Consider the following 19,583-nt stretch of genomic DNA (forward strand, 5'->3'; position numbering starts at 1 on the left):
TGTACGTGTTCATCGACGACCATGTGGCGCCTTGTCGCCGGATCGGGCGACCCCCGAAACTCACGGACGCCGAACTGCTGTGCCTGGCCGTCGCCCAGGTCCTGCTCGGCTTCCCCTCGGCCCGGCACTGGATCCGCTTCGCGCATGCCCGGCTGGGACACCTGTTCCGCTACCTGCCCCAGCAGTCCGCCTACAACAAGCGCCTCAACGCCGCAGGTCCGCTGATCAGCCAGGTGATCGAGGCACTGGCCCGGCAGGTGCCGACCTGGAACGACGACCTGCGGCTGATCGACTCCACCCCGCTGCCCTGCGCGGCCTCCCGCGAGACCGTCAAACGCTCCGAACTGGCCGGGCACTGCGGATACGGCTACTGCCGCAGCCACTCCCGCTTCTTCTGGGGCTTCCGGCTCTACCTGGTCACCACCGCCGAGGGCATGCCCGTCACCTGGTGTCTGGCCAACCCGAAGATCGGCGAGCGGGAGGTGATGGCCGCCCTGCTCGAACACGACCACCACCTCGTCCGCCAAGGGCAGGTGATCCTCGCCGACAAGGGCTTTGCCGGGAAGGAGTTCGAGACCTTCGTCAGCGAGCGCCTCGGCGCCCACCTCGTGCGGCCGGACCGCAAGGACGAACCGGTCCGGCACGGGAAGATCGCCCGGGTCCGACAGTGGATCGAGGCCGTCATCGACACCCTCAAAGGCCAGCTCAGCCTCGAACACCACGGCGGCAGAACCCCGGCCGGTGTCTTCGCCCGCACCGGACAACGACTCCTCGCCCTGGCCGCCGGCATCTGGCACAACTGGACCACCGGCGCCGCAGTCAAACGCTCACTGATCGCCTACGACCACTGAAAACATCGGACTCATTCATCTAGGCGCCCCTGCGGACCGCGCACAGCAGGCCGTCGCCCACCGGCAGCAGCGTCGGCAGCAGTTCCCGGCTCTCGCGTACCGTCCGCAGCAGCTCGCGTATCCGCTGCACCTCCGCCGGCTGGGCCGCCGAGTCCACCGTGCGGCCGTCCGCGAAGACGCCCTCGAAGCAGACCAGACCGCCAGGTCGCAGCAGGCGCAACGATTCAGCGAGGTAGTCGAGGAGCTCCAGCCGGTCGCCGTCGCAGAACACCAGGTCGTAACCGCCGTCCGCGAGCCGCGGCAGGACGTCCAGCGCGCGGCCCGGGATGAAGCGGGCCCGGTTGCCCGCGAAACCCGCCGCGCGGAACGCCGCCTTCGCGTGCGCCTGGCGCTCCGGCTCCACGTCCACGGTGGTCAGGACCCCGTCCGGGCGCATCCCGAGCAGCAGGTAGATGCCGGACACGCCCGTGCCGGTGCCGATCTCCGCCACCGCCTTGGCGTCCGCCGTCGCGGCCAGCAGACGCAGGGCGGCGCCGGTGCCCGGCGACACCGAGGGCAGCCCCGTCTCGCGGGCCCGGTCACGGGCCCAGCGCAGCGCTTCGTCCTCGGCGACATAGGCGTCGGCGAACGCCAAGCTCGTCTGCCGGTTGGCGGTAATGGCCCTCTCCTGTCCCCGTCCTCGACGCCATATTGACGCAGGCGTCGACTGTATCCGCTGAGCGCGGGAACCCGCAGATGGGACTGCGCGTTACTAGAGGACGGGAAGCGAGGACGGACTCCGGTGCGAGCCGACCCCAAATTCGCGTAAAGATTCTTATCCGGAGCTAACGGGCGAGGTGGCTATGGTAGGGGCTCCACTGGACACCACCAGAGCCGACAGGGGAGGTGCGGCTGCGCCTGTGGATCGGAGAGGCGTGCTGAGGCGCCTGCTCGGGTCGGCGGGTGAGCCGAAATCCGTGACTGACACCGCTGACCGTTCGCGCACCGCCGACTCCGCACCCACCACCGCGACCTTCGCATCGGATGCGGAATCGCAGGCGTGGACTCCGCCCAGCTGGGAGGAGATCGTCAGCACCCACAGCGGCCGGGTCTACCGACTCGCCTACCGCCTCACCGGCAACCAGCACGACGCCGAGGACCTCACCCAGGAGGTCTTCGTCCGGGTCTTCCGCTCGCTGTCCTCGTACACGCCGGGCACCTTCGAGGGCTGGCTGCACCGCATCACCACCAACCTGTTCCTGGACATGGTCCGCCGCAAGCAGCGGATCCGCTTCGACGCGCTCGCCGACGACGCCGCCGAGCGGCTGCCGAGCCGTGAGCCGTCGCCGCAGCAGGCGTTCAACGACACGCACTTCGACGCCGACGTCCAGCAGGCCCTCGACACCCTCGCGCCCGAGTTCCGGGCCGCGGTCGTCCTCTGCGACATCGAGGGCCTCTCGTACGAGGAGATCGCCGCGACCCTGGGCGTGAAGCTCGGCACCGTCCGCAGCCGCATCCACCGCGGCCGCTCCCACCTGCGCAAGGCGCTCAAGCACCGTTCGCCCGAGGCGCGCCAGGAGCGGGCCCTCGCCGGGGTGGGCTGGGAGGTCGGAACGGCGTGAGCGGAACCAGTCCCTCCGCGACCCCCGAGGAGCAGCGACTCGCGGAACACCACCTCGGGGACCGGCTCGCCGCGCTTGTCGACGGCGAGCTCGGCCATGACGCCCGTGAGCGCGTCCTCGCCCATCTCGCCACCTGTGCCCGCTGCAAGGCCGAGGCCGACGCGCAGCGCACCCTGAAGAACGTCTTCGCCTCCACCGCGCCCCCTCCGCCCTCGGAGGGGCTGCTCGCCCGCCTCCAGGGGCTGCCGGGGGGATCCTCCGACCAGGGCGGACCTTTCGACGGCCTGTTGGGCGGCGGCGGCATGGGGTCCGGCGGCATGCGGTCCGGCGGCTTCGCCACGGCCGCGCCCGTCACCCCGGACACGGGCTTCCGCATCCACGAGGTCGGTGAACGCTCCGCGGGGCGGGGGCGGCGCTTCGCCTTCGCGGCGGCCAGCGCGGTCTCGTTCGCCGCGATCGCGCTGAGCAGCACCCTGTCCATGGACAGCCCGCGCGGCGGCCAGGGCAACGGCAGCAACGTCACACCGCTGCGGGCGCCGGCGACCTTCGCGTCCGGTTCGCGCCGCGAGGCGGTCCCGGACGCACCGCCACCGACGATCCTTCCCGCCCGGGTCGAACTCTCCCTGTACGTCCGGCCGATGAGCCCGGCGCTCCGGCTCGCCTACGAGCCCGGACTCCCGACCGTGTCACCGGCCCCGACTCCTGCTCCCGGCCCCTCCCACCGCTGACCGTCAACCTGGTTGAATCCAACCTGGTTGAATCCAGGGACAGGGGCGCGCCGCCCGGTGAAGCGGGCGGCGCGGACAGGTCATCCGTTGCGGGGAGAGCATGAAGAACGGGAAGCCGACATGGTGGAGCCGGCCGTCGACCACGGCCACCACAGCCGAGGCACCCGTGGGGCCGCCCGAGCCGCCCACCGACGACACGGACTTCACCCTCGCCGCCCCGGCGACCCGGGATCCGGCCCCGGACGCCAGTGCCACGGCCGGAGTTCCGGACTCGGCCACGGCCCTCACGCCGGTGCCGGCGGCAGCTGAGCCCGCCGTATCCCTCGCGGAGCCCGCGGCGGATGGTAGGGCTCCGGCCGCGGACGGCTCCGACGTCCGGCCCGGGACGGAGTCCGCCCCGCCGCTCGCGAAGCCCGAGGCCGCCCTGCCGGAGGCCACCACCCCGCCCGAGACCCGGCCCGCCCACGCCCCCGCGCCGGCTCCCGAGCCCGCGCCGGCTCCCGAGCCCGCGCCGGCCTCCGCGCCCGCGCCCGTACCGGCTGCTCAGCCGCCCCAGGCCGCCCCGCAGCCCCTGCACGCGCCCGATCCCTACCGGACGCCGCCCTATGGTGAGCCGGGGCCGTGGGCGCCCGCGCCGCCGGTCCAGCGTCCCGTGCCGACGACTGCGCCGCCGGCCCAGGCGCCGAGCCCGATACCGGCCCCGGCGCCCGCCGCGCACCCGGTGTCCGCACCGACGCAGCCGGCCCCGCCGGTGGCCTCCGCGTACGACCCGTGGGGTGCGCAGCCGCTCGTCCTCGCCGAGGGCAAGGCGTCACGGAAGCCGCGGCGCGGCCTCGCGCTCGTCGGCGCGCTCGCCTTCGCCCTCGTGACCGGTGTCATCGGCGGCGGCGTCGGCGCCTACATCGAGCGCAACGGCGGCCTCACCTCGGTCGAACTGCCCCAGGCCGCCGCCGAGGACACCGACCGCGCGCCCGGCAGCGTCGCCGCCGTCGCTGCCAAGGCGCTGCCCAGCGTCGTCACCATCCACGTCAGCGGCAGCGGTTCCTCCGGCACCGGCACCGGCTTCGTGCTCGACACCCGCGGCCACATCCTCACCAACAACCACGTGGTGGACGCGGCGGCCTCCTCCGGCGAGATCTCCGTCACCTTCAGCAACGGCGAATCGGCCCGCGCCAAGCTCATCGGCCGCGACACCGGATACGACCTCGCCGTGATCCAGGTCCGCGGGGTCTCCGGTCTCAGGCCGCTGCCGCTCGGCAACTCCGACGGCGTCCGCGTCGGCGACCCGGTCGTCGCCATCGGCGCGCCCTTCGACCTCTCCAACACCGTGACCGCCGGCATCATCAGCGCCAAGGAGCGGCCGATCACCGCGGGCGGCGAGAAGGGCGACGGCAGCGACGTCAGCTACGTCGACGCCCTCCAGACCGACGCCCCGATAAACCCCGGCAACTCCGGCGGCCCGCTCGTGGACTCCCAGGCCCGGGTCATCGGCATCAACAGCGCCATCCGCGCCGCGGGCAACGGTTCGTCCGGCGAGGGCGGCGGCCAGTCCGGCTCGATCGGCCTCGGCTTCGCCATCCCGATCAACCAGGGCAAGCGGGTCGCCGAGGAGCTGATCAACACCGGCAAGGCCACCCACCCGGTCATCGGCGTCAGCCTCGACATGGCGTACAACGGCGACGGCGCCCGCGTCGGCGACAAGGGCAAGGGCGGCTCCGCGTCCGTCACGCCGGGCAGCCCCGCCGCCAAGGCCGGCATCCGCCCCGGCGACGTGATCACCAAGGTCGACGGCCAGCGCGTCCACAGTGGCGAGGAGCTCATCGTGAAGATCCGCGCCCACCGCCCCGGCGACCGGCTGCGGCTGACCGTGACGCGCGACGGCAAAGAGCAGACAAAGACCTTGACCCTGGGCTCGTCCACGGGCACCTGAGCCCGTCCGGCGGGGACCGCGCCGCACCGCCCGGAAGCCGCCCCGGGCCGACCGGCGGGGCGCCGCACGGGACAACCCGTGGGACAACGCGCAGGACCCCACGCGGTACCCGCCGGACAGTTTCGGCGGGTACCGTGGAGCGGGCCGCCCGGGACCGGCGAGAAGGAGCTACAGGGTGTTCAGCGACATAGGCGCACTCGAGCTGGTGACGCTCGTGCTGCTCGCCGTGCTCATCTTCGGACCCGAGAAGCTGCCGAAGGTGATCCAGGACGTCTCGCGCTTCATCCGCAAGGTCCGCGAGTTCTCGGACAGCGCCAAGCAGGACATCCGCAGCGAGCTCGGCCCGGAGTTCAAGGACTTCGAGTTCGAGGACCTCAATCCCAAGACCTTCCTCCGCAAGCAGCTCGCGGAGAACGAGGACCTGAAGGAACTGAACGAGCTCCGCTCGACCTTCGACCTCAAGAAGGAGATGAACGAGGTCGCCGACGCCGTCCACGGCCGCGAGTCGGCCTCCGCGCCCGCGCCCGCCGCCACGCCCGCCGCGGTCAACGGCAGCGGCCCGGACCTGCTGAAGAAGCAGGACAAGCCGGCCCCCGACGAGCGCCCGCCGTACGACGCGGACGCCACCTGACGACGGCCTGTCACCGACCCGCTGCGCGCAGGTGGCTATCCTCCCTCTGTTGACGCAACGAGGAGGCGGCCGAGATGAAGACGACGAGTCGGGTGGAAGCCGACGGCTTTCTGCGCGCACCCTTCGCCTGGTACGGGCTCGACGAGGCGTTCACCGGGCCGCGCCGGCTGATGCAGATCGGCACGGCGGCGGACGGCACCGTGCAGCACGGCTCGCTGGGCCACGGTGACGAGCCGTCGATAAAGTCCGAGGCCGGCGGCGCGGAGAAGGAGCGCTTCGCGGTCGTCGTGACGGTCGCCGCCAACCCCGTACGCCGCACCGGCGACGGCACCGGCGTCCTGGACGCCACCACGGTCTCCTCGGCGGCCTGGCTGGCCGGCTCCGGCCTCCTCGCCCACACCTGGCCCGCCCAGCTCGACCACGCCCGGCGGGACAACTGGCTGGACCAGCAGACGGAGACGGCCTTCGAGCTCGCCGACGACCTCGAAGGCCCCGCCTGGTCGACGCTGTCCCTGCCCGTGGACGGCGTGCCCGTGCCCTTCCACTACCGCGAGTCCGAGTTCGGCTGGGTGCTCGCCGGCTCGGCCCCGGGCGTCCACATCGGCGCGTACGGGCGGGGGATGAGCGCGTACGGCCTGGGCTTCGCGCAGGTGAAGGACCTGGGCGCGTACGCCTGAGGCAGCCCTGGCGGCGTCGTCCCCCACCGGGCCCGGGCCGTGACATGCGGAAGGGGCGCCCCGCACATCCGCGGGGCGCCCCTTCCGTGTGTCGCGTCGGCTCAGAACTTGTTGCGCGGCGTGATGCCCAGGCTCATGCCCGACAGGCCGCGCTGGCGGCCGCCGAGCTTGCCGGCGATGGCGCGCAGGGCGGAGCCCGCGGGGGAGTCGGGGTCGGTGATGACGACCGGCTTGCCCTCGTCGCCGCCCTCGCGCAGGCGCACGTCGATCGGGATGGCGCCGAGCACCGGGACGGTCGCGCCCGTGGTCCTGGTCAGGCCGTCGGCGACCTTCTGACCGCCGCCCGTGCCGAACACGTCGACCATCTCGTCGCAGTGCGGGCACGGCAGGCCCGACATGTTCTCGACGACGCCGACGATCTTCTGATGGGTCTGCACGGCGATCGACCCGGCCCGCTCGGCGACCTCGGCCGCCGCCTGCTGCGGGGTGGTGACGACCAGGATCTCCGCGTTCGGCACGAGCTGCGCGACGGAGATCGCGATGTCGCCGGTGCCCGGCGGCAGGTCGAGCAGCAGCACGTCCAGGTCGCCCCAGTACACGTCCGCGAGGAACTGCTGGAGCGCGCGGTGCAGCATCGGGCCGCGCCAGACGACCGGCGCGTTGCCCGGGGTGAACATGCCGATGGAGATGACCTTCACGCCGTTCGCCGACGGCGGCATGATCATGTTCTCGACCTGGGTGGGCCTGCCGTCCACGCCGAGCATGCGGGGCACGCTGTGGCCGTAGATGTCGGCGTCCACGACGCCGACCTTCAGACCGTCGGCCGCCATCGCCGCCGCCAGGTTGACCGTCACCGAGGACTTGCCGACGCCGCCCTTGCCCGAGGCGACCGCGTAGACCCGGGTCAGCGAGCCCGGCTTGGCGAAGGGGACCTCGCGCTCGGCGGTGGTGCCGCGCAGCGCCGACGCCAGCTCCTTGCGCTGCTCGTCGCTCATCACGTCCAGCGAGACGTCCACGCCGGTGACGCCCTCGACGCGGGAGACGGCGTCCGTGACGCGCTGGGTGATCGTTTCGCGCATCGGGCAGCCGGAGACGGTGAGGTAGACCGTGACGGCGACGTTGCCGTCGTCAGCGATCTCCACCGACTTGACCATGCCGAGCTCGGTGATCGGTTTGTTGATCTCGGGGTCGTTCACCGTCGCCAGTGCTTCGAGCACCGCGTCTTCCGTAGCCATAAGGAGATGGTACGGCGACGGGCACCGGCTGATGAAAGCCTGTTGACGGTCGGGTACGTCACTCCGGAGCGAACCGGTCTACGGGAATAGATCGCGGCGCTCCCCGTACCGGTCGCCCTGCCGGTCCGCGGAACGCTCTCCCTGCCGCTCCCCGTGCCGCTCTCCGTTGCGGTCCTCCAGCTCCTTCAGCAGGTCCTGGAGCTCCGAACGCATCCAGTCGCGGGTCGCCACCTCGCCCAGGCCCATCCGCAGCGCCGCGATCTCCCGGGTCAGGTACTCGGTGTCGGCGATCGAGCGCTCGTTCTGCTTGCGGTCCTGCTCCAGGTTGACCCGGTCCCGGTCGTCCTGCCGGTTCTGCGCGAGCAGGATCAGCGGGGCCGCGTACGAGGCCTGGAGGGAGAGCATCAGGGTCAGGAAGATGAACGGGTACTGGTCGAAGCGCAGGTAGTCCGGCACGGAGACGTTCCACACCACCCACGCGATGATGATCACCGTCATCCAGACGATGAACCGGCCCGTCCCCAGGAAGCGGGCGATCCGCTCCGACAGCCGCCCGAACGCCTCCGGGTCGTACTCCGGCAGCAGCCGCGCCCGCCGCATCCGCGGCTGGTCGAGCCGGATCCGCGGCAGCGTCCGCTCCCGCTCGCGGTCCCGCTCCTGAGCCCGCTCAGCCACCGTGCACCCCCTCCTCGTGGAACTCCGTCTCCCGCCAGTCGTCCGGCAGCAGGTGGTCGAGGACGTCGTCGACCGTCACCGCGCCCAGCAGCGAACCGCTCTCGTCCACCACCGGCGCCGCCACGAGGTTGTACGCGGCGAAATAGCTGGTCACGGCGGGCAGCGGGGTGTCCGGGCCGAGCGGCGGCAGATCGCTGTCCACGAGCGAGCTCACCAGCGTGAACGGAGGGTCCCGCAGCAGCCGCTGGAAGTGCACGGTGCCCAGGTACTTGCCGGTCGGCGTCTCGTCCGGCGGCCGGCACACGTACACCTGCGCGGCGAGCGCCGGCGGCAGGTCCTGCTGGCGCACCCGCGCCAGCGCGTCGGCGACGGTGGCGTCCGGGCGCAGCACGATGGGCTCGGAGTTCATCAGACCGCCGGCGGTGCGCTCCTCGTACGACATGAGCCGGCGCACGTCCGCGGCGTCGTCCGGCTGCATCAGCGTGAGCAGACGTTCCTTCTCGTCCTCCGGGAGCTCGTTCAGCAGGTCGGCCGCGTCGTCCGGGTCCATGGCCTCCAGGACGTCGGCGGCCCGCTCCTCCTTCAGCTTGCCCAGGATCTCGATCTGGTCGTCCTCCGGCAGCTCCTCCAGGACGTCCGCGAGCCGGTCGTCGTCGAGGGCCACGGCCACCTCGGCGCGCCGCTTGGGCGAGAGGTGGTGCAGCGCGTTGGCGAGGTCGGCGGGGCGCAGCTTCTCGAAGGTGGCGACCAGGCTCTCGGCGCCCTGTCCGTGCTCCTCCAGGGAGAAACCGGTGACGGCGGACCAGTCGACGGTGAGCGTCTCGCCCTTCCGGCGCAGTGCCCCGCCCTTGCCGCGCCGCACGAAGACCTTGTCGATCTCCCAGTCGCGGCGGGCGGGCAGCTGCTGGATCGCCACGTCGAGGACGGTGACCTCCTCGTCGCTCTCGACCAGCGTCACCCGCCGGTCGAGCAGTTCGCCGAGCACGAGCCGCTCGGTCGGGCGCTGTTCGAAGCGGCGCATGTTCACCACGCCCGTGGTGATGACCTGCCCGGACTCGACGCCGGTGATCCGGGTCATGGGCACGAAGACCCGGCGCCGCGACAGCACTTCGACGACCATGCCGAGCAGCCGCGGCGGACGGCGGCCCACGCGCAGCATCGCCACCAGGTCGCTGACCCGGCCCACCTGGTCGCCGACCGGGTCGAAGACGGGGACCCCGGCGAGATGGGAGACGAAGATCCGGGGGGCGCCTGCCGCCATGCCACGCGCCTCCTCGGTGCCGCACGATTCGGGTCGGTCCGGGGCCGTTGCCCGGCTTGCCGGGTTCAGGCTAGCCCGTGCCGACCGGCCCCGCTTCGGCAGGGCGCCCGTACGGCTGCCTGCGGAGCGGCCGCCCGTCCCGGGTACGCTGCGGTCTGCCGTCCCCCACCGGCTCCGGTTCCGCCCGGCCCGTCCCCCACCGTCACGAGAGGTGCCCAGGTGACCGTGCTCCGCCCTGTCTCGCGCGTCCGCGGGGCCGTCGTTCCGCTGGCGCTGTGCGTCGGCCTCGCCTCGGCGCTGACCGCCTGCGCGGCCGACCCCGACGAGGGGACCAACGGCGTCGGGAAGCTCGACCCGACGGCGATCGAGGACGAGGCCCAGGCGGCGGCGGACGCGGCGAAGGCGGTGCGGCTGTCCGGCACGCTGGTCAGCAAGGGCGGCACGTACAAGCTCAACATGCGTCTGAAGGACGACGGCGCGACGGGCTCGGTGACCACGAAGAACAGCACCTTCGAGCTGCTGCGGGTCGGCGAGGCGCTCTATCTGAAGGCCGACGCGTCCTTCTGGGAGCACGACGACCGGGAGGGCACGGGCGGCAAGACGTCCGCCAAGCCCGCGCCCGCGTCGGGATCGGGCTCCGGCTCCGACGACGCCGGTTCCGAGGCCGCCGACAAGCTCGACGACATGTACGTGAAGGTGCCCCAGGACGACCCCTCGTACAAGCAGCTGCGCGGCTTCACCGACATGAACCTGCTGCTCGACGGCCTCATCGGGCTGCACGGTGACCTCGTCAAGGGCGACTACGACAAGATCGGCGGCGTGCGCACCATCAACGTCCGGGGCGGCGAGGACGGCGAGGGCGGCTCCCTCGACGTCTCCCTGCAGGGCACGCCCTTCCCGTTGCGCTTCGCGCGCGCCGGCGGCGCGGGCGTGGTGATCCTCTCCGAGTGGGACAAGGACTTCCCGCTCACCGAGCCCGCCAAGGGCCAGACCCTCGACTACGGCAAGCAGCTGCCGCGTACGTAGGCCCGGCGCCGTCCGGGCGCGGGCCCGCCGGCGCCGTGGCGCCCGTACCGGGCGGACGCCCGGGGCGCTTCTTCCGGACCCGGCCGCGATCCGGAAGAGGCGCCCTACGCCTTGCGGCGGCGCTTCCGCTTCAGCAGGAGCTTCGGCAGTCCCGCCGGGACCGGCCGGCGGGTGACGCCCGGGGACGGCAGCGGTACGGCGGCCAGCGAGCCGTCCGGCAGTTCGGTGGTCGCGGTGCGCGGGTCGAGCCGCACCAGCCGGCACTCGCGGGCCCAGCGCTCCGGCATCGCCTCGCCGTCGGGCGCGTTCAGCCGCTTGCCCTTCAGCTCGGCGACGGCCGCGCCCCACTCCTCCGTACCCGGCGTCAGCTCGCGTACGCCGGCGGTCCAGGCGACGATCCGGCCGCCCTTCTCCTTGCTGCGCACGGTGACCTCGGCGGTGCCGCCGTCGCGCAGGCCGGGCAGCGGCTGCTCGCCGGGCCCGTCGCCGACGACGTGCGCGGCGCCGTCGTGCCACACGTGCCAGAGCGGCCGGGCGGCCGGGGCCTCGCCCCGCACCCAGATGAGGCCGGACTTCTTGGCGGCCTCCTCGACGAGGGCGGCGGAGAGCAGCGTGTCGGTCATGGCCGAAGCCTATCGACCGCGCTCCGCCGCCTACAGCCAGCCGTTGCGCTTGAGGGTGCGGTGGATGGCGAAGCAGATGACGGCGATGCCGCCGAGCACCATCGGGTAGCCGTACTTCCAGTGGAGCTCCGGCATGTGGTCGAAGTTCATGCCGTAGACGCCGCAGACCGCCGTCGGGACGGCGACGATCGCCGCCCACGAGGTGATCTTGCGCATGTCCTCGTTCTGGGCGACGGTCGCCTGCGCCAGGTTGGCCTGGAGGATCGAGTTGAGCAGCTCGTCGAAGGCGACGACCTGCTCCTGGACCCGGGCGAGGTGGTCGGCGACGTCCCGGAAGTACTTCTGGATGTCGGGGTCCACCAGCCGCATCGGCCGCTCACTGAGCAGCTGCATCGGACGCAGCAACGGCGTCACGGCCCGCTTGAACTCCAGGACCTCGCGCTTGAGCTGGTAGATCCGGCCGGTGTCGGCGCCGCGCGTGGCGCCCTTGGCGGCCGGCGAGAAGACGTCGATCTCCAGCTGGTCGATGTCGAGCTCGACCGCGTCGGCGACCGCGATGTAGCCGTCGACGACGTGGTCGGCGATGGCGTGGAGCACGGAGGACGGGCCCTTGACGAGGAGTTCCGGCTCGCTCTCGAGGCGGTGGCGGAGATTGCGCAGCGAGCCCTGGCCGCCGTGCCGGACGGTGATGACGAAGTCGGGGCCGGTGAAGACCATGACCTCGCCGGTCTCCACGACCTCGCTGGTGGCGGTGAGTTCGGCGTGCTCGATGTAGTGGATCGTCTTGAAGACGGTGAAGAGGGTGTCGTCGTACCGCTCCAGCTTGGGCCGCTGGTGGGCGTGGACGGCGTCCTCGACGGCGAGCGGGTGCAGCCCGAACTCGGCGGCGATACCGGCGAATTCGGCCTCGGTCGGCTCGTGGAGGCCGATCCAGGCGAAGCCGCCGCTCTCCCGTACCTGGGCCATCGCGCCGCGCGGCGTGAGGCAGGCGCGGTCGTCCACGCGGCGGCCGTCGCGGTAGACGGCGCAGTCGACGACGGCGCTGGCGGCCGTGGGGTCGCGGGTGGCGTCGTAGTTGGCGTACGGGGAGGAGGCGGCCGGGGCGGTCCTGCGCAGCGGGTGCAGCAGCGACGGACGGACTGCGGCGCGCAGGTCACGGATCATCGACATGGGCGTGCTCCTTCACGGAGAGGCCGTCGGCGAGCGTGGCACAGCCCGGAATGGGGACGTGGAGCTTACGTCGTCCACAAAGCGGGCGGCACCGGAGGATCGCGGTGACGGCGTTCGCTACAGACAGGAAAAGAGAGGTGCTCTTCCGTCGTGCGAGCTACCGGGAAGGAAGGGGCCCGCGGGAGAGATCCGCGAGGGTCCTCACGTCACCGGAGGGAGGAACGCACCGGGCTCGGGTGCGGGGCGGCGGAAGAGCGGCTGGTACTGCCCGACCGACTTCGGTCCATCGCAGTCCCACCTCCTCCGGCCGGTCCCTCGTGAGGGATGACGTGTGACGAGCAGTCGGGTATCCCGACCAGTGCCAAAGACTATCAGCCGACTGAGGGTCAATCCCTTACTTTGCCCGTTCCATACGCGCTTTATGCTCGCCGCATGGCAGAAATTCTCGCTCTGGTCGACGCCCGGCTCCGCACCGCCCTCGGCGAGCCGGACGCGCGCGCCGCGATCACCTTCCTCGGCACCGACCGGATCGAGGTGCTCCGGTTCGTCGACGCCGAAGCCGGTCTCGTGCGCTACGCGACCCTCGGCATGTCGGCCCGGCCGATGTCCGACCCCACCGCGGTGCTCGCCGACCCGGTCAAGGGCCCCCGCGCCGAGCTGGTGCTCTCCGTGCGGGCCGGCCGCGCCGACACCGACAAGGTGTTGCGCCCGCTCGCGGTGCTCGCCGCCACTCCGCAGGTGGAGGGCGTGGTCGTCGCGCCGGGCGCCTCGCTCGACGTGGGCGAGCCGCTGTGGCCGGACGCCGCGTTCAGCTCCGTCCTGGTCGCCGAGCCGGGCGGGCTGGTGGAGGACCTGGAGCTCGACGAGCCGATGGACCCGGTGCGGTTCCTGCCGCTGCTGCCGATGACCTCGAACGAGGCGGCGTGGAAGCGGGTGCACGGGGCGAAGGCCCTGGAGGAGCGCTGGCTGGCGAACGGCACGGACCTGCGCGATCCGCTGCGCAGGTCGGTCTCCCTGGACTGATCTCCCGACCGGTCCGTGGGCTTTCCGCTTCCTTGCGCGTTCCGTCCCGACCGGTGTCCGGCGGAGGGGGAACGGCTCCGGCCGGACGGGTGATCATCGGTGATCGTCCTTGACGCGGGGCCCGAGCGGTAGGACCGTTGAGCCCTATGAGGGGCGAACCCAGTTGCCCGAAGTGCGGTGGCCGGGTCAGGGCGCCCGGTCTCTTCGCCGACTCCTGGCAGTGCGACGTGCACGGCTCGGTGCACCCGCTACAACCCGTGATCCCGCCCAGCGTCGAGGGCCTCGACGTCGTCGTGCACCGGGCCCACGTGCCGGTGTGGATGCCGTGGCCGCTGCCCGTCGGATGGCTCTTCACGGGGGTCGCGTACGCAGGTGACGACCGCAGCGGCGGCCGCGCGACCGCCGTCGCCTGCTCCGGCCCCGGGCCGCTCGGCGGCATCGGGGAGCTGCTGCTCGTCGCCGAGGAACTCGGCGTCGGCCTCGGCGCGCGGTACGCCGGCATGGACGGACCCGACCCCGGACCCGGCATGGCCATCGACAAGCCGCCTCAGGTCAAGGTGCTCGCCGCCGGCCGCCCGACCCCGCTCTGGCACGTCAACGGCGCCCCGCAGGACCGCGCCGTCTTCGCCGGCGAGGCGCGCGGGCTGTGGCTGTGGGCGATCGTCTGGCCCGAGCAGTCGGGACTGCTGATGTACGACGAGCTGGTCCTCACCGACCTGCGGGACGCCGGCTCGGAGGTCGAGCTGCTGCCCTGCGGCGCGCTGACGCCGCGCCTGCTGACGTAGGACGGCGCGCCCTGCCGGTGCGGGGCGACGCGGTGCGCGACGCGCGGTGCCGGGCCGCCGTGGTGAGGCGCTCGGTCGGGGTGAGACGCCGGGCCTGTCGAGGTGAGGCGCGGGGCCTGTCGGGGTGAGGCGCCGGGCCTGTCGGCGGGGGCAGGGTGGGGCAGTAAGGGGTGAGGGGTTCGGGGGATCCGTACGCGTGTGCTGGATTCGCCCGTTATGCTGGAGCGTCCCTTCCGTCCGCCCGGAGCCCCTTGGAGTCACGTCGTGCGCATCGATCTGCACACCCACTCCACCGCCTCCGACGGCACGGACACCCCGGCCGAGCTGGTCCGCAACGCGGCCGCCGCCGGGCTCGACGTGGTGGCGCTGACCGACCACGACACCACGCGCGGCTACGCGGAGGCCGTCGCCGCCCTGCCCGAAGGCCTCACCCTCGTCACCGGCGCCGAACTCTCCTGCCGCTACGACGGCGTGGGCCTCCACATGCTGGCGTACCTCTTCGACCCCGAGGAGCCCGCCCTGCTCGCCGAGCGCGAGCTGGTCAGGGACGACCGGGTGCCGCGGGCCCGCGCGATGGTCACCAAGCTCCAGGAGCTCGGCGTCCCCGTCACCTGGGAGCAGGTCGCCCGGATCGCCGGCGACGGCTCCGTGGGCCGACCGCACGTCGCCGAGGCGCTCGTCGAGGCCGGCGTGGTGCCCGACGTCTCCGGCGCCTTCACCTCCGACTGGCTGGCCGACGGCGGCCGCGCGTACGTCGAGAAGCACGAGCTGGACCCCCTCGACGCGATCCGCCTGGTCAAGGCGGCCGGCGGCGTCACCGTCTTCGCCCACCCGCTGGCCGTCAAGCGCGGCGAGTGCGTGCCCGAGTCCGCCATCGCCGAGCTGGCCGCGGCCGGTCTCGACGGCATCGAGGTGGACCACATGGAGCACGACGAACCGACCCGGGCGCGGCTGCGCGGCCTGGCGAAGGAGCTGGGCCTGCTGGTCACCGGCTCCAGCGACTACCACGGCAGCCGCAAGACCGTCGGCCTCGGCGACTACACCACCGACCCCGAGATCTACGGCGAGATCACCCGCCGTGCCGCCGGCGCCTTCCCCGTGCCGGGCGCGGGCGGACGCGCCTAGGACCCGTCCGGAGACCTGAGCCCTGCCGGGCCGGCGCCGTACCCCCTGCCCGGGGGCAAGGCTCCGGGCCCCGTGCACGGGGCCCGAGGGCCCGCGGGCTTCGCGCCGCCGGTCGCCGTGCACCCCTCGGTGCCGGCGCCGAAGGGTGCGGGGCCCACGGTCCGTCACGGAGCCCAGGGAGCGTACGGAGCCCCCGAAGCCCCTGAAACCCGCGGAACCCGTGGAGTCACGAGCCGCGGCGCCACGCCGTCCCGCGGCGAGTGCCCGCGGGCTCCGGCGCCGGCCTCGGCGCACGGCTTCCCGGCCCCCGGCCTCCCCGCCCCCGGCACCCCGGCCCCCCCGGCCTCCCGTCCTCGGCTCAGGTCCGCCGCCTTCTTCCTCCTTCCCGTCGGGCATCACCCTGCCCACTCTCCGGAATCCCCAGTTCCGGACGTTCGTGTACACCCCTTTCGCGCAAGGCCTTCACCGTGTTCGACGTCGCCGTCTTCGGCTCGCTCTTCCTGACCCTCTTCGTGATCATGGACCCGCCCGGGATCACGCCGATCTTCCTCGCCCTCACCTCCGGCCGCGCCGCCAAGGTCCAGCGCCGCATGGCCTGGCAGGCCGTGGCCGTCGCCTTCAGCGTCATCAGCGTCTTCGGCATCCTGGGCCAGCAGATCCTGGCCTATCTGCACGTCTCCGTCCCCGCGCTGATGATCGCGGGCGGTCTGCTCCTGCTGCTGATCGCGCTGAGCCTCCTGACCGGCCAGACCGACGAGCCCAAGCAGACCAAGGACGTCAACGTCGCGCTCGTCCCGCTCGGCATGCCGCTGCTCGCCGGACCCGGCGCGATCGTGTCGGTCATCCTCGCCGTGCAGCACGCCGACGGTGCCGCCGCGCAGGTCTCCGTCTGGGCGGCGATCGTCGCCATGCACGTGGTGCTGTGGCTGACCATGCGCTACTCGCTGCTGATCATCCGGGTCATCAAGGACGGCGGCGTCGTCCTGGTGACGCGCCTGGCCGGCATGATGCTCGCCGCGATCGCCGTGCAGCAGATCATCAACGGCGTCACCCAGGTGATCCAGGGGGCCTGAGGCCTCACCGGTCGCCACGCGGCCGGACGCCCTCGCCGTCCCCGTGCGGCCGGACGCCACTGCGCCCCCGTACGGATTCCGATGACGGAGTCCGTGCGGGGGCGCGGTGCGTGTGGTGTGACCGTGGCCTTACGAGGCCGTGGTCTCGGCGGGGCGGATCCAGATGCGCTGGCCGATCGAGGCGGCCTGCTGCACGATCCGGTTGACGGAGGCGGCGTCCACGACCGTCCGGTCGACGGGCGTGCCGTCGATGTCGTCGAGTCGCAGGATTTCGAAGCGCATGGGCTTCTCCCTTCGTCTGAGGTGTTCCTCCTAGGCGGAGAACTGGGTTACGTACCTGTCCAACGACATGCAGCCTGCAAACATTCCCTACGCTAAGGAAATTTTTCGCCTGGCTAAATACTGGTGGGTAGCGCCGACCGCGATCGGGACGGCGGTCCGGCCCTGCGCGGGCCTCCTCCCATCCTCGCCGACGCGCGTGACGGGCGCGCTTCGTCCGGGTTGCCGCCGGTCGTGGCGGCGCCGCCGGCCGTCCGGCCCGGCCGCGTCCTCCGGAGGGGCAGGCCGGGGCGTGTGTCGGAAGCGGCGTCGTCTGCCCGCAGGGCGGGCGGGACTTTCGCCACACGCCCTAGACCCGCCGGGCCTCCGCCTGCGCCACCGCGGTGATCCGCCCCGGGATCCCGTCCCAGAACGCGGCGAGCCGCTCCGCCAGCTCCTCCGGGTGCGAGACGTTGGGGGAGTGCCCGGCACCGCGTACCACGGTGTGGTGCGCGCCGGTACGGGCTGCCGCCGCCGCCAGGTCCGGCACCGGCCAGACCATCTCCTCGTCGCCGTACGCGATGTGCAGCGGGAACGGCAGCGTGCGCAGGGCCTCGGTGCCGTCCGGGTCGCCGAGCAGCAGCCGGCCGGCGCCGGAGAGCTGCGCGATCCGGGTCCGCATCCAGCGCCGGCGCAGGAACCGCACGATCTCCGGCGGATCCGCCACACCCGGCTCCTCGCCCCGGCCGTCCAGCCAGCGCGTCGCCTGCCACACCCGCTCCTTCGGCAGCAGAGCGAGCGCGCCCCGCAACGCCAGGACGCGGATCCGCTGCGGGCGGGCCACCCGGCCGGGGCCGGAGGACAGCAGGGTCAGCGAGACGAACGCGTCCGGCGCGAGACCGGCCGCCGCACGGGCCACGAGCCCGCCGAACGAGTGCCCCAGCAGGTGCACCGGCCCGTCCCCGAGGGCCGCCGCCTGCGCCACCGCGTCGAGCGCCAGCGCCTTGCGCCGGTACGCGGCCCGGCCGCGCGGCCCGGGCGACTCGTGCTGCCCGCGCCCGTCGACGGCGACCGCGCGGTAGCCGGCCTCGCCCAGCGGTCCGAGGAGCGCGAGGAAGTCCTCCTTGCTCCCGGTGTACCCGGGCAGCAGCAGGACGGTCCCGTGCCGCCGGCCGGCCGGCTGTGCGTCGAGCACGGCGAACTCGCCCCGGGCGGTGGCCAGACGGTAGCCACGGGTACGGGGCGGCAGCGCGAGGGACCGGGGCTTGCTCATACAGGGACTGTAACCGCAGCGCCCGCCGGTGTCGGAGCGGGCGGGCGCCCGCACGCACCGCGGCCCCGGCGCTCGTTTCCGAGGGCCGGGGCCGCGGTGGCGGGACGTGCCGGTGTCACGCCTCCGGCTGGGCGGCCGCCTTCTTGGCGGTCCGCTTGCGCGGGGCCTTCGGCGCGGCCTCCGCCGCCTCGGCGGGCTGCTCCGCCGCGGCCTTCTTCGTCGTACGACGACGGGTCGTCGTGGTCTTCGGCTCCGACGCGTCCGGCGCCTCGGCCGCGACGGCCTTCCTGGCCGCGCGCTTGCGCGGGGCCTTCGGCGCGGCCTCGACGGCCTCGACCACCTCGGCGACGGCCTCGGCGACCTTCTTGGCGACCCGCTTGCGCGGCGCGGCCTTCTTCGGCTCCTCGGCCTTCGCGTCCTCCGCCTTCGGCTCCTCGGCGGTGGAGGTCTCCACGGCCTCGGGCCTGGCGGCGGCCTTCCGGGTAGTGCGCTTGCGCGGGGCGGCCTTCTTCGGCTCCTCGGCGACGGTCTCCGCCACCTCGGCGACGGTCTCGACCGTCGCGACGGCCTTCTTGGCGGCCCGCTTGCGCGGCGCGGCCTTCTTCGGCTCCTCGGCCTGCGGCTCGGCGGCCTGCGGCTCGGCGGCCTGCGGTTCCTCGGCGACGACCACCACGGCACTCGCGTCCGGCGTCGACGTCACCGGGCTCGACGCCCGGCGGGTCGCCCGACGGCGCGGCTTCGGCTCCTCGACCGGGGCGGCGGCGACCGGCTCCGGCGCGGCCGGGGCTTCGACGGCCGGGGCCGTGCTGGTCACCGGACGGGTCGCGCGGCGGCGCGGCCGGGGCCCCGACGGCGCGGTGGCGGCCACCGGCTCGGAGGCCTGGGCCGGCACCGTCACGGCGGTCGCGACGGTGGCGGCCGCAGCGGCGGCCTTCGGCTCCGCCTTCTTCGGCGCGGCGGTCTTCTGCTCGACGACCTTCGGTTCGGCGGTCGTCTGCGCGGGCACCGTCGCGGTGTTCGCGGAGGCGGCCAGCGCGGCGGCGGCTGTCTCGACCGTCTGGAACGTCACGGTCTCCTCGGCCGGACGCGGACGCGGACGCACCCGGCGCCGGCGCGGGGCCGGTGCCTCGACCGGAGCGGGTGCGGCGGCCACCGGCGCGGCGGCCTCCGACCGGCCGCCACGGCCACGACGGCGCCGCGGCCGGGCCTCGGCGGCAGCCGGCGCTTCGACGGCGGCGGGCTCCGCCTTGGCGACGGGAGCGGCAGCCGGAGCGGCAGCGTCGGCGACGGGCTCGGTCTTGGCGACGGGCTCGGTCTCGGCGGCCGGAGCGGCAGCCTCGACAGTCGGCGCGGCCTCGGCCGCCGGAGCCGCCTCGGCGGACCTCTCCGCCTGCGGCTTGCGCGTACGGCGTCGCGTGCGCGGCTCCGTCACCGGGGTCTCGGCGACGGGCGTCTCGACGACGGGCGTCTCGGCGACGGGCGTCTCGGCGACGGCGGTCTCCGCGGCGGTGTTCACGACGGCGGTCTCCGTCGCGGGAGCCTCGGCGGCGGGGGCTTCCGGCGCCGCGGTCACGGCGGCCGTCGTGGGCTGGGCGCCCGCGACCGGGATGCCGCCCGACGGGGCGGCGCCGCGCGTGC

The 19,583-nt window shown here is 73.4% G+C and carries 19 protein-coding genes and 1 pseudogene; 11 read left to right on the top strand and 9 right to left on the bottom strand.

Going from position 1 to position 19,583, the window contains the following annotated elements:
• Window positions 1-851 (top strand): IS982 family transposase (locus ESG85_RS18470; RefSeq protein ID WP_128978292.1); only part of this gene is annotated, 851 nt, incomplete at its 5' end.
• A gap of 19 nt (window positions 852-870) precedes the next feature.
• On the opposite strand, the gene ESG85_RS18475 is transcribed toward ESG85_RS18470, so the two are convergent.
• Window positions 871-1,542 carry an O-methyltransferase gene (locus tag ESG85_RS18475; protein ID WP_181019064.1) on the bottom strand — a complete coding sequence of 224 codons (672 nt, stop codon included), beginning with the start codon at window positions 1,540-1,542 and terminating at the stop codon, window positions 871-873.
• A gap of 151 nt (window positions 1,543-1,693) precedes the next feature.
• Between ESG85_RS18475 and sigE the strand changes: the two genes are divergently transcribed.
• The 5 genes from sigE to ESG85_RS18500 all read left to right on the top strand — a co-directional run bounded on the left by sigE (window position 1,694) and on the right by ESG85_RS18500 (window position 6,418).
• Window positions 1,694-2,452: an RNA polymerase sigma factor SigE gene (sigE, locus tag ESG85_RS18480; protein ID WP_128980623.1), complete on the top strand. Its 759-nt coding sequence runs from the start codon at window positions 1,694-1,696 to the stop codon at window positions 2,450-2,452.
• The gene (locus ESG85_RS18485; RefSeq protein ID WP_128980625.1) at window positions 2,449-3,180 is read left to right on the top strand and encodes an anti-sigma factor family protein; all 732 of its coding nucleotides are present in this window, start codon (window positions 2,449-2,451) and stop codon (window positions 3,178-3,180) included. Before sigE ends, ESG85_RS18485 begins: the two co-directional genes overlap by 4 nt.
• A gap of 100 nt (window positions 3,181-3,280) precedes the next feature.
• Entirely contained in the window at window positions 3,281-5,110 is a 1,830-nt protein-coding gene (locus ESG85_RS18490; protein ID WP_128980627.1) for a trypsin-like peptidase domain-containing protein, read from the top strand.
• Between the two features lie 175 nt (window positions 5,111-5,285).
• Window positions 5,286-5,741 carry a sec-independent translocase gene (locus ESG85_RS18495; RefSeq protein WP_128980629.1) on the top strand — a complete coding sequence of 152 codons (456 nt, stop codon included), beginning with the start codon at window positions 5,286-5,288 and terminating at the stop codon, window positions 5,739-5,741.
• A gap of 74 nt (window positions 5,742-5,815) precedes the next feature.
• The gene (locus ESG85_RS18500) at window positions 5,816-6,418 is read left to right on the top strand and encodes a hypothetical protein (RefSeq protein ID WP_128980632.1); all 603 of its coding nucleotides are present in this window, start codon (window positions 5,816-5,818) and stop codon (window positions 6,416-6,418) included.
• A gap of 101 nt (window positions 6,419-6,519) precedes the next feature.
• On the opposite strand, the gene ESG85_RS18505 is transcribed toward ESG85_RS18500, so the two are convergent.
• The 3 genes from ESG85_RS18505 to ESG85_RS18515 form a co-directional block, all read right to left on the bottom strand.
• Window positions 6,520-7,653, bottom strand: coding sequence for an Mrp/NBP35 family ATP-binding protein (locus tag ESG85_RS18505; protein WP_128980634.1), 1,134 nt, complete (start codon window positions 7,651-7,653; stop codon window positions 6,520-6,522).
• A 78-nt stretch (window positions 7,654-7,731) separates the two neighbouring features.
• A complete protein-coding gene (locus ESG85_RS18510) occupies window positions 7,732-8,328 on the bottom strand; it encodes a DUF1003 domain-containing protein (protein WP_128980636.1) in 597 nt (198 codons plus the stop codon).
• A complete protein-coding gene (locus ESG85_RS18515) occupies window positions 8,321-9,589 on the bottom strand; it encodes a magnesium transporter MgtE N-terminal domain-containing protein (protein WP_128980638.1) in 1,269 nt (422 codons plus the stop codon). The genes ESG85_RS18510 and ESG85_RS18515 overlap by 8 nt, the downstream gene beginning before the upstream one ends.
• A gap of 219 nt (window positions 9,590-9,808) precedes the next feature.
• Here ESG85_RS18515 and ESG85_RS18520 point away from each other — a divergent pair, with 219 nt between their 5' ends.
• Window positions 9,809-10,615, top strand: a complete 807-nt coding sequence (locus ESG85_RS18520; RefSeq protein ID WP_128980640.1) for a hypothetical protein — start codon at window positions 9,809-9,811, stop codon at window positions 10,613-10,615.
• 104 nt (window positions 10,616-10,719) lie between these two features.
• Here ESG85_RS18520 and ESG85_RS18525 read toward each other — a convergent pair whose 3' ends face one another.
• Both ESG85_RS18525 and ESG85_RS18530 read right to left on the bottom strand, forming a co-directional pair.
• Window positions 10,720-11,238: a hypothetical protein gene (locus tag ESG85_RS18525; RefSeq protein WP_128980642.1), complete on the bottom strand. Its 519-nt coding sequence runs from the start codon at window positions 11,236-11,238 to the stop codon at window positions 10,720-10,722.
• Between the two features lie 30 nt (window positions 11,239-11,268).
• Window positions 11,269-12,408 (bottom strand): magnesium and cobalt transport protein CorA, encoded by a 1,140-nt coding sequence (locus ESG85_RS18530; RefSeq protein ID WP_128980644.1) that lies wholly within the window; start codon window positions 12,406-12,408, stop codon window positions 11,269-11,271.
• Between the two features lie 432 nt (window positions 12,409-12,840).
• Here ESG85_RS18530 and ESG85_RS18540 point away from each other — a divergent pair, with 432 nt between their 5' ends.
• From ESG85_RS18540 to ESG85_RS18560, 4 genes are all read left to right on the top strand, one after another.
• The gene (locus ESG85_RS18540) at window positions 12,841-13,431 is read left to right on the top strand and encodes a suppressor of fused domain protein (protein WP_128980646.1); all 591 of its coding nucleotides are present in this window, start codon (window positions 12,841-12,843) and stop codon (window positions 13,429-13,431) included.
• A 146-nt stretch (window positions 13,432-13,577) separates the two neighbouring features.
• The gene (locus ESG85_RS18545) at window positions 13,578-14,216 is read left to right on the top strand and encodes a DUF6758 family protein (protein WP_128980648.1); all 639 of its coding nucleotides are present in this window, start codon (window positions 13,578-13,580) and stop codon (window positions 14,214-14,216) included.
• Window positions 14,217-14,480: 264 nt separating this feature from the next.
• Window positions 14,481-15,341, top strand: a complete 861-nt coding sequence (locus ESG85_RS18550; RefSeq protein WP_128980650.1) for a PHP domain-containing protein — start codon at window positions 14,481-14,483, stop codon at window positions 15,339-15,341.
• Window positions 15,342-15,808: 467 nt separating this feature from the next.
• On the top strand, window positions 15,809-16,414 hold the full coding sequence (locus ESG85_RS18560) for a MarC family protein (protein ID WP_128980652.1): 606 nt from the start codon (window positions 15,809-15,811) through the stop codon (window positions 16,412-16,414).
• Window positions 16,415-16,543: 129 nt separating this feature from the next.
• Here the strand turns inward: ESG85_RS18560 and ESG85_RS18565 are convergent, their stop codons facing one another.
• The 3 genes and pseudogenes from ESG85_RS18565 to ESG85_RS35040 all read right to left on the bottom strand — a co-directional run.
• Window positions 16,544-16,696, bottom strand: coding sequence for a hypothetical protein (locus ESG85_RS18565; protein WP_128980654.1), 153 nt, complete (start codon window positions 16,694-16,696; stop codon window positions 16,544-16,546).
• A gap of 346 nt (window positions 16,697-17,042) precedes the next feature.
• Window positions 17,043-17,945, bottom strand: a complete 903-nt coding sequence (locus tag ESG85_RS18570) for an alpha/beta fold hydrolase (protein WP_128980656.1) — start codon at window positions 17,943-17,945, stop codon at window positions 17,043-17,045.
• A 115-nt stretch (window positions 17,946-18,060) separates the two neighbouring features.
• Window positions 18,061-19,583 (bottom strand): annotated as a pseudogene (locus tag ESG85_RS35040) (hypothetical protein); the annotation flags it as partial.

It is taken from the genome of Streptomyces roseicoloratus, from assembly GCF_004117935.1.
GTDB classification, from domain to species: domain Bacteria; phylum Actinomycetota; class Actinomycetes; order Streptomycetales; family Streptomycetaceae; genus Streptomyces; species Streptomyces roseicoloratus.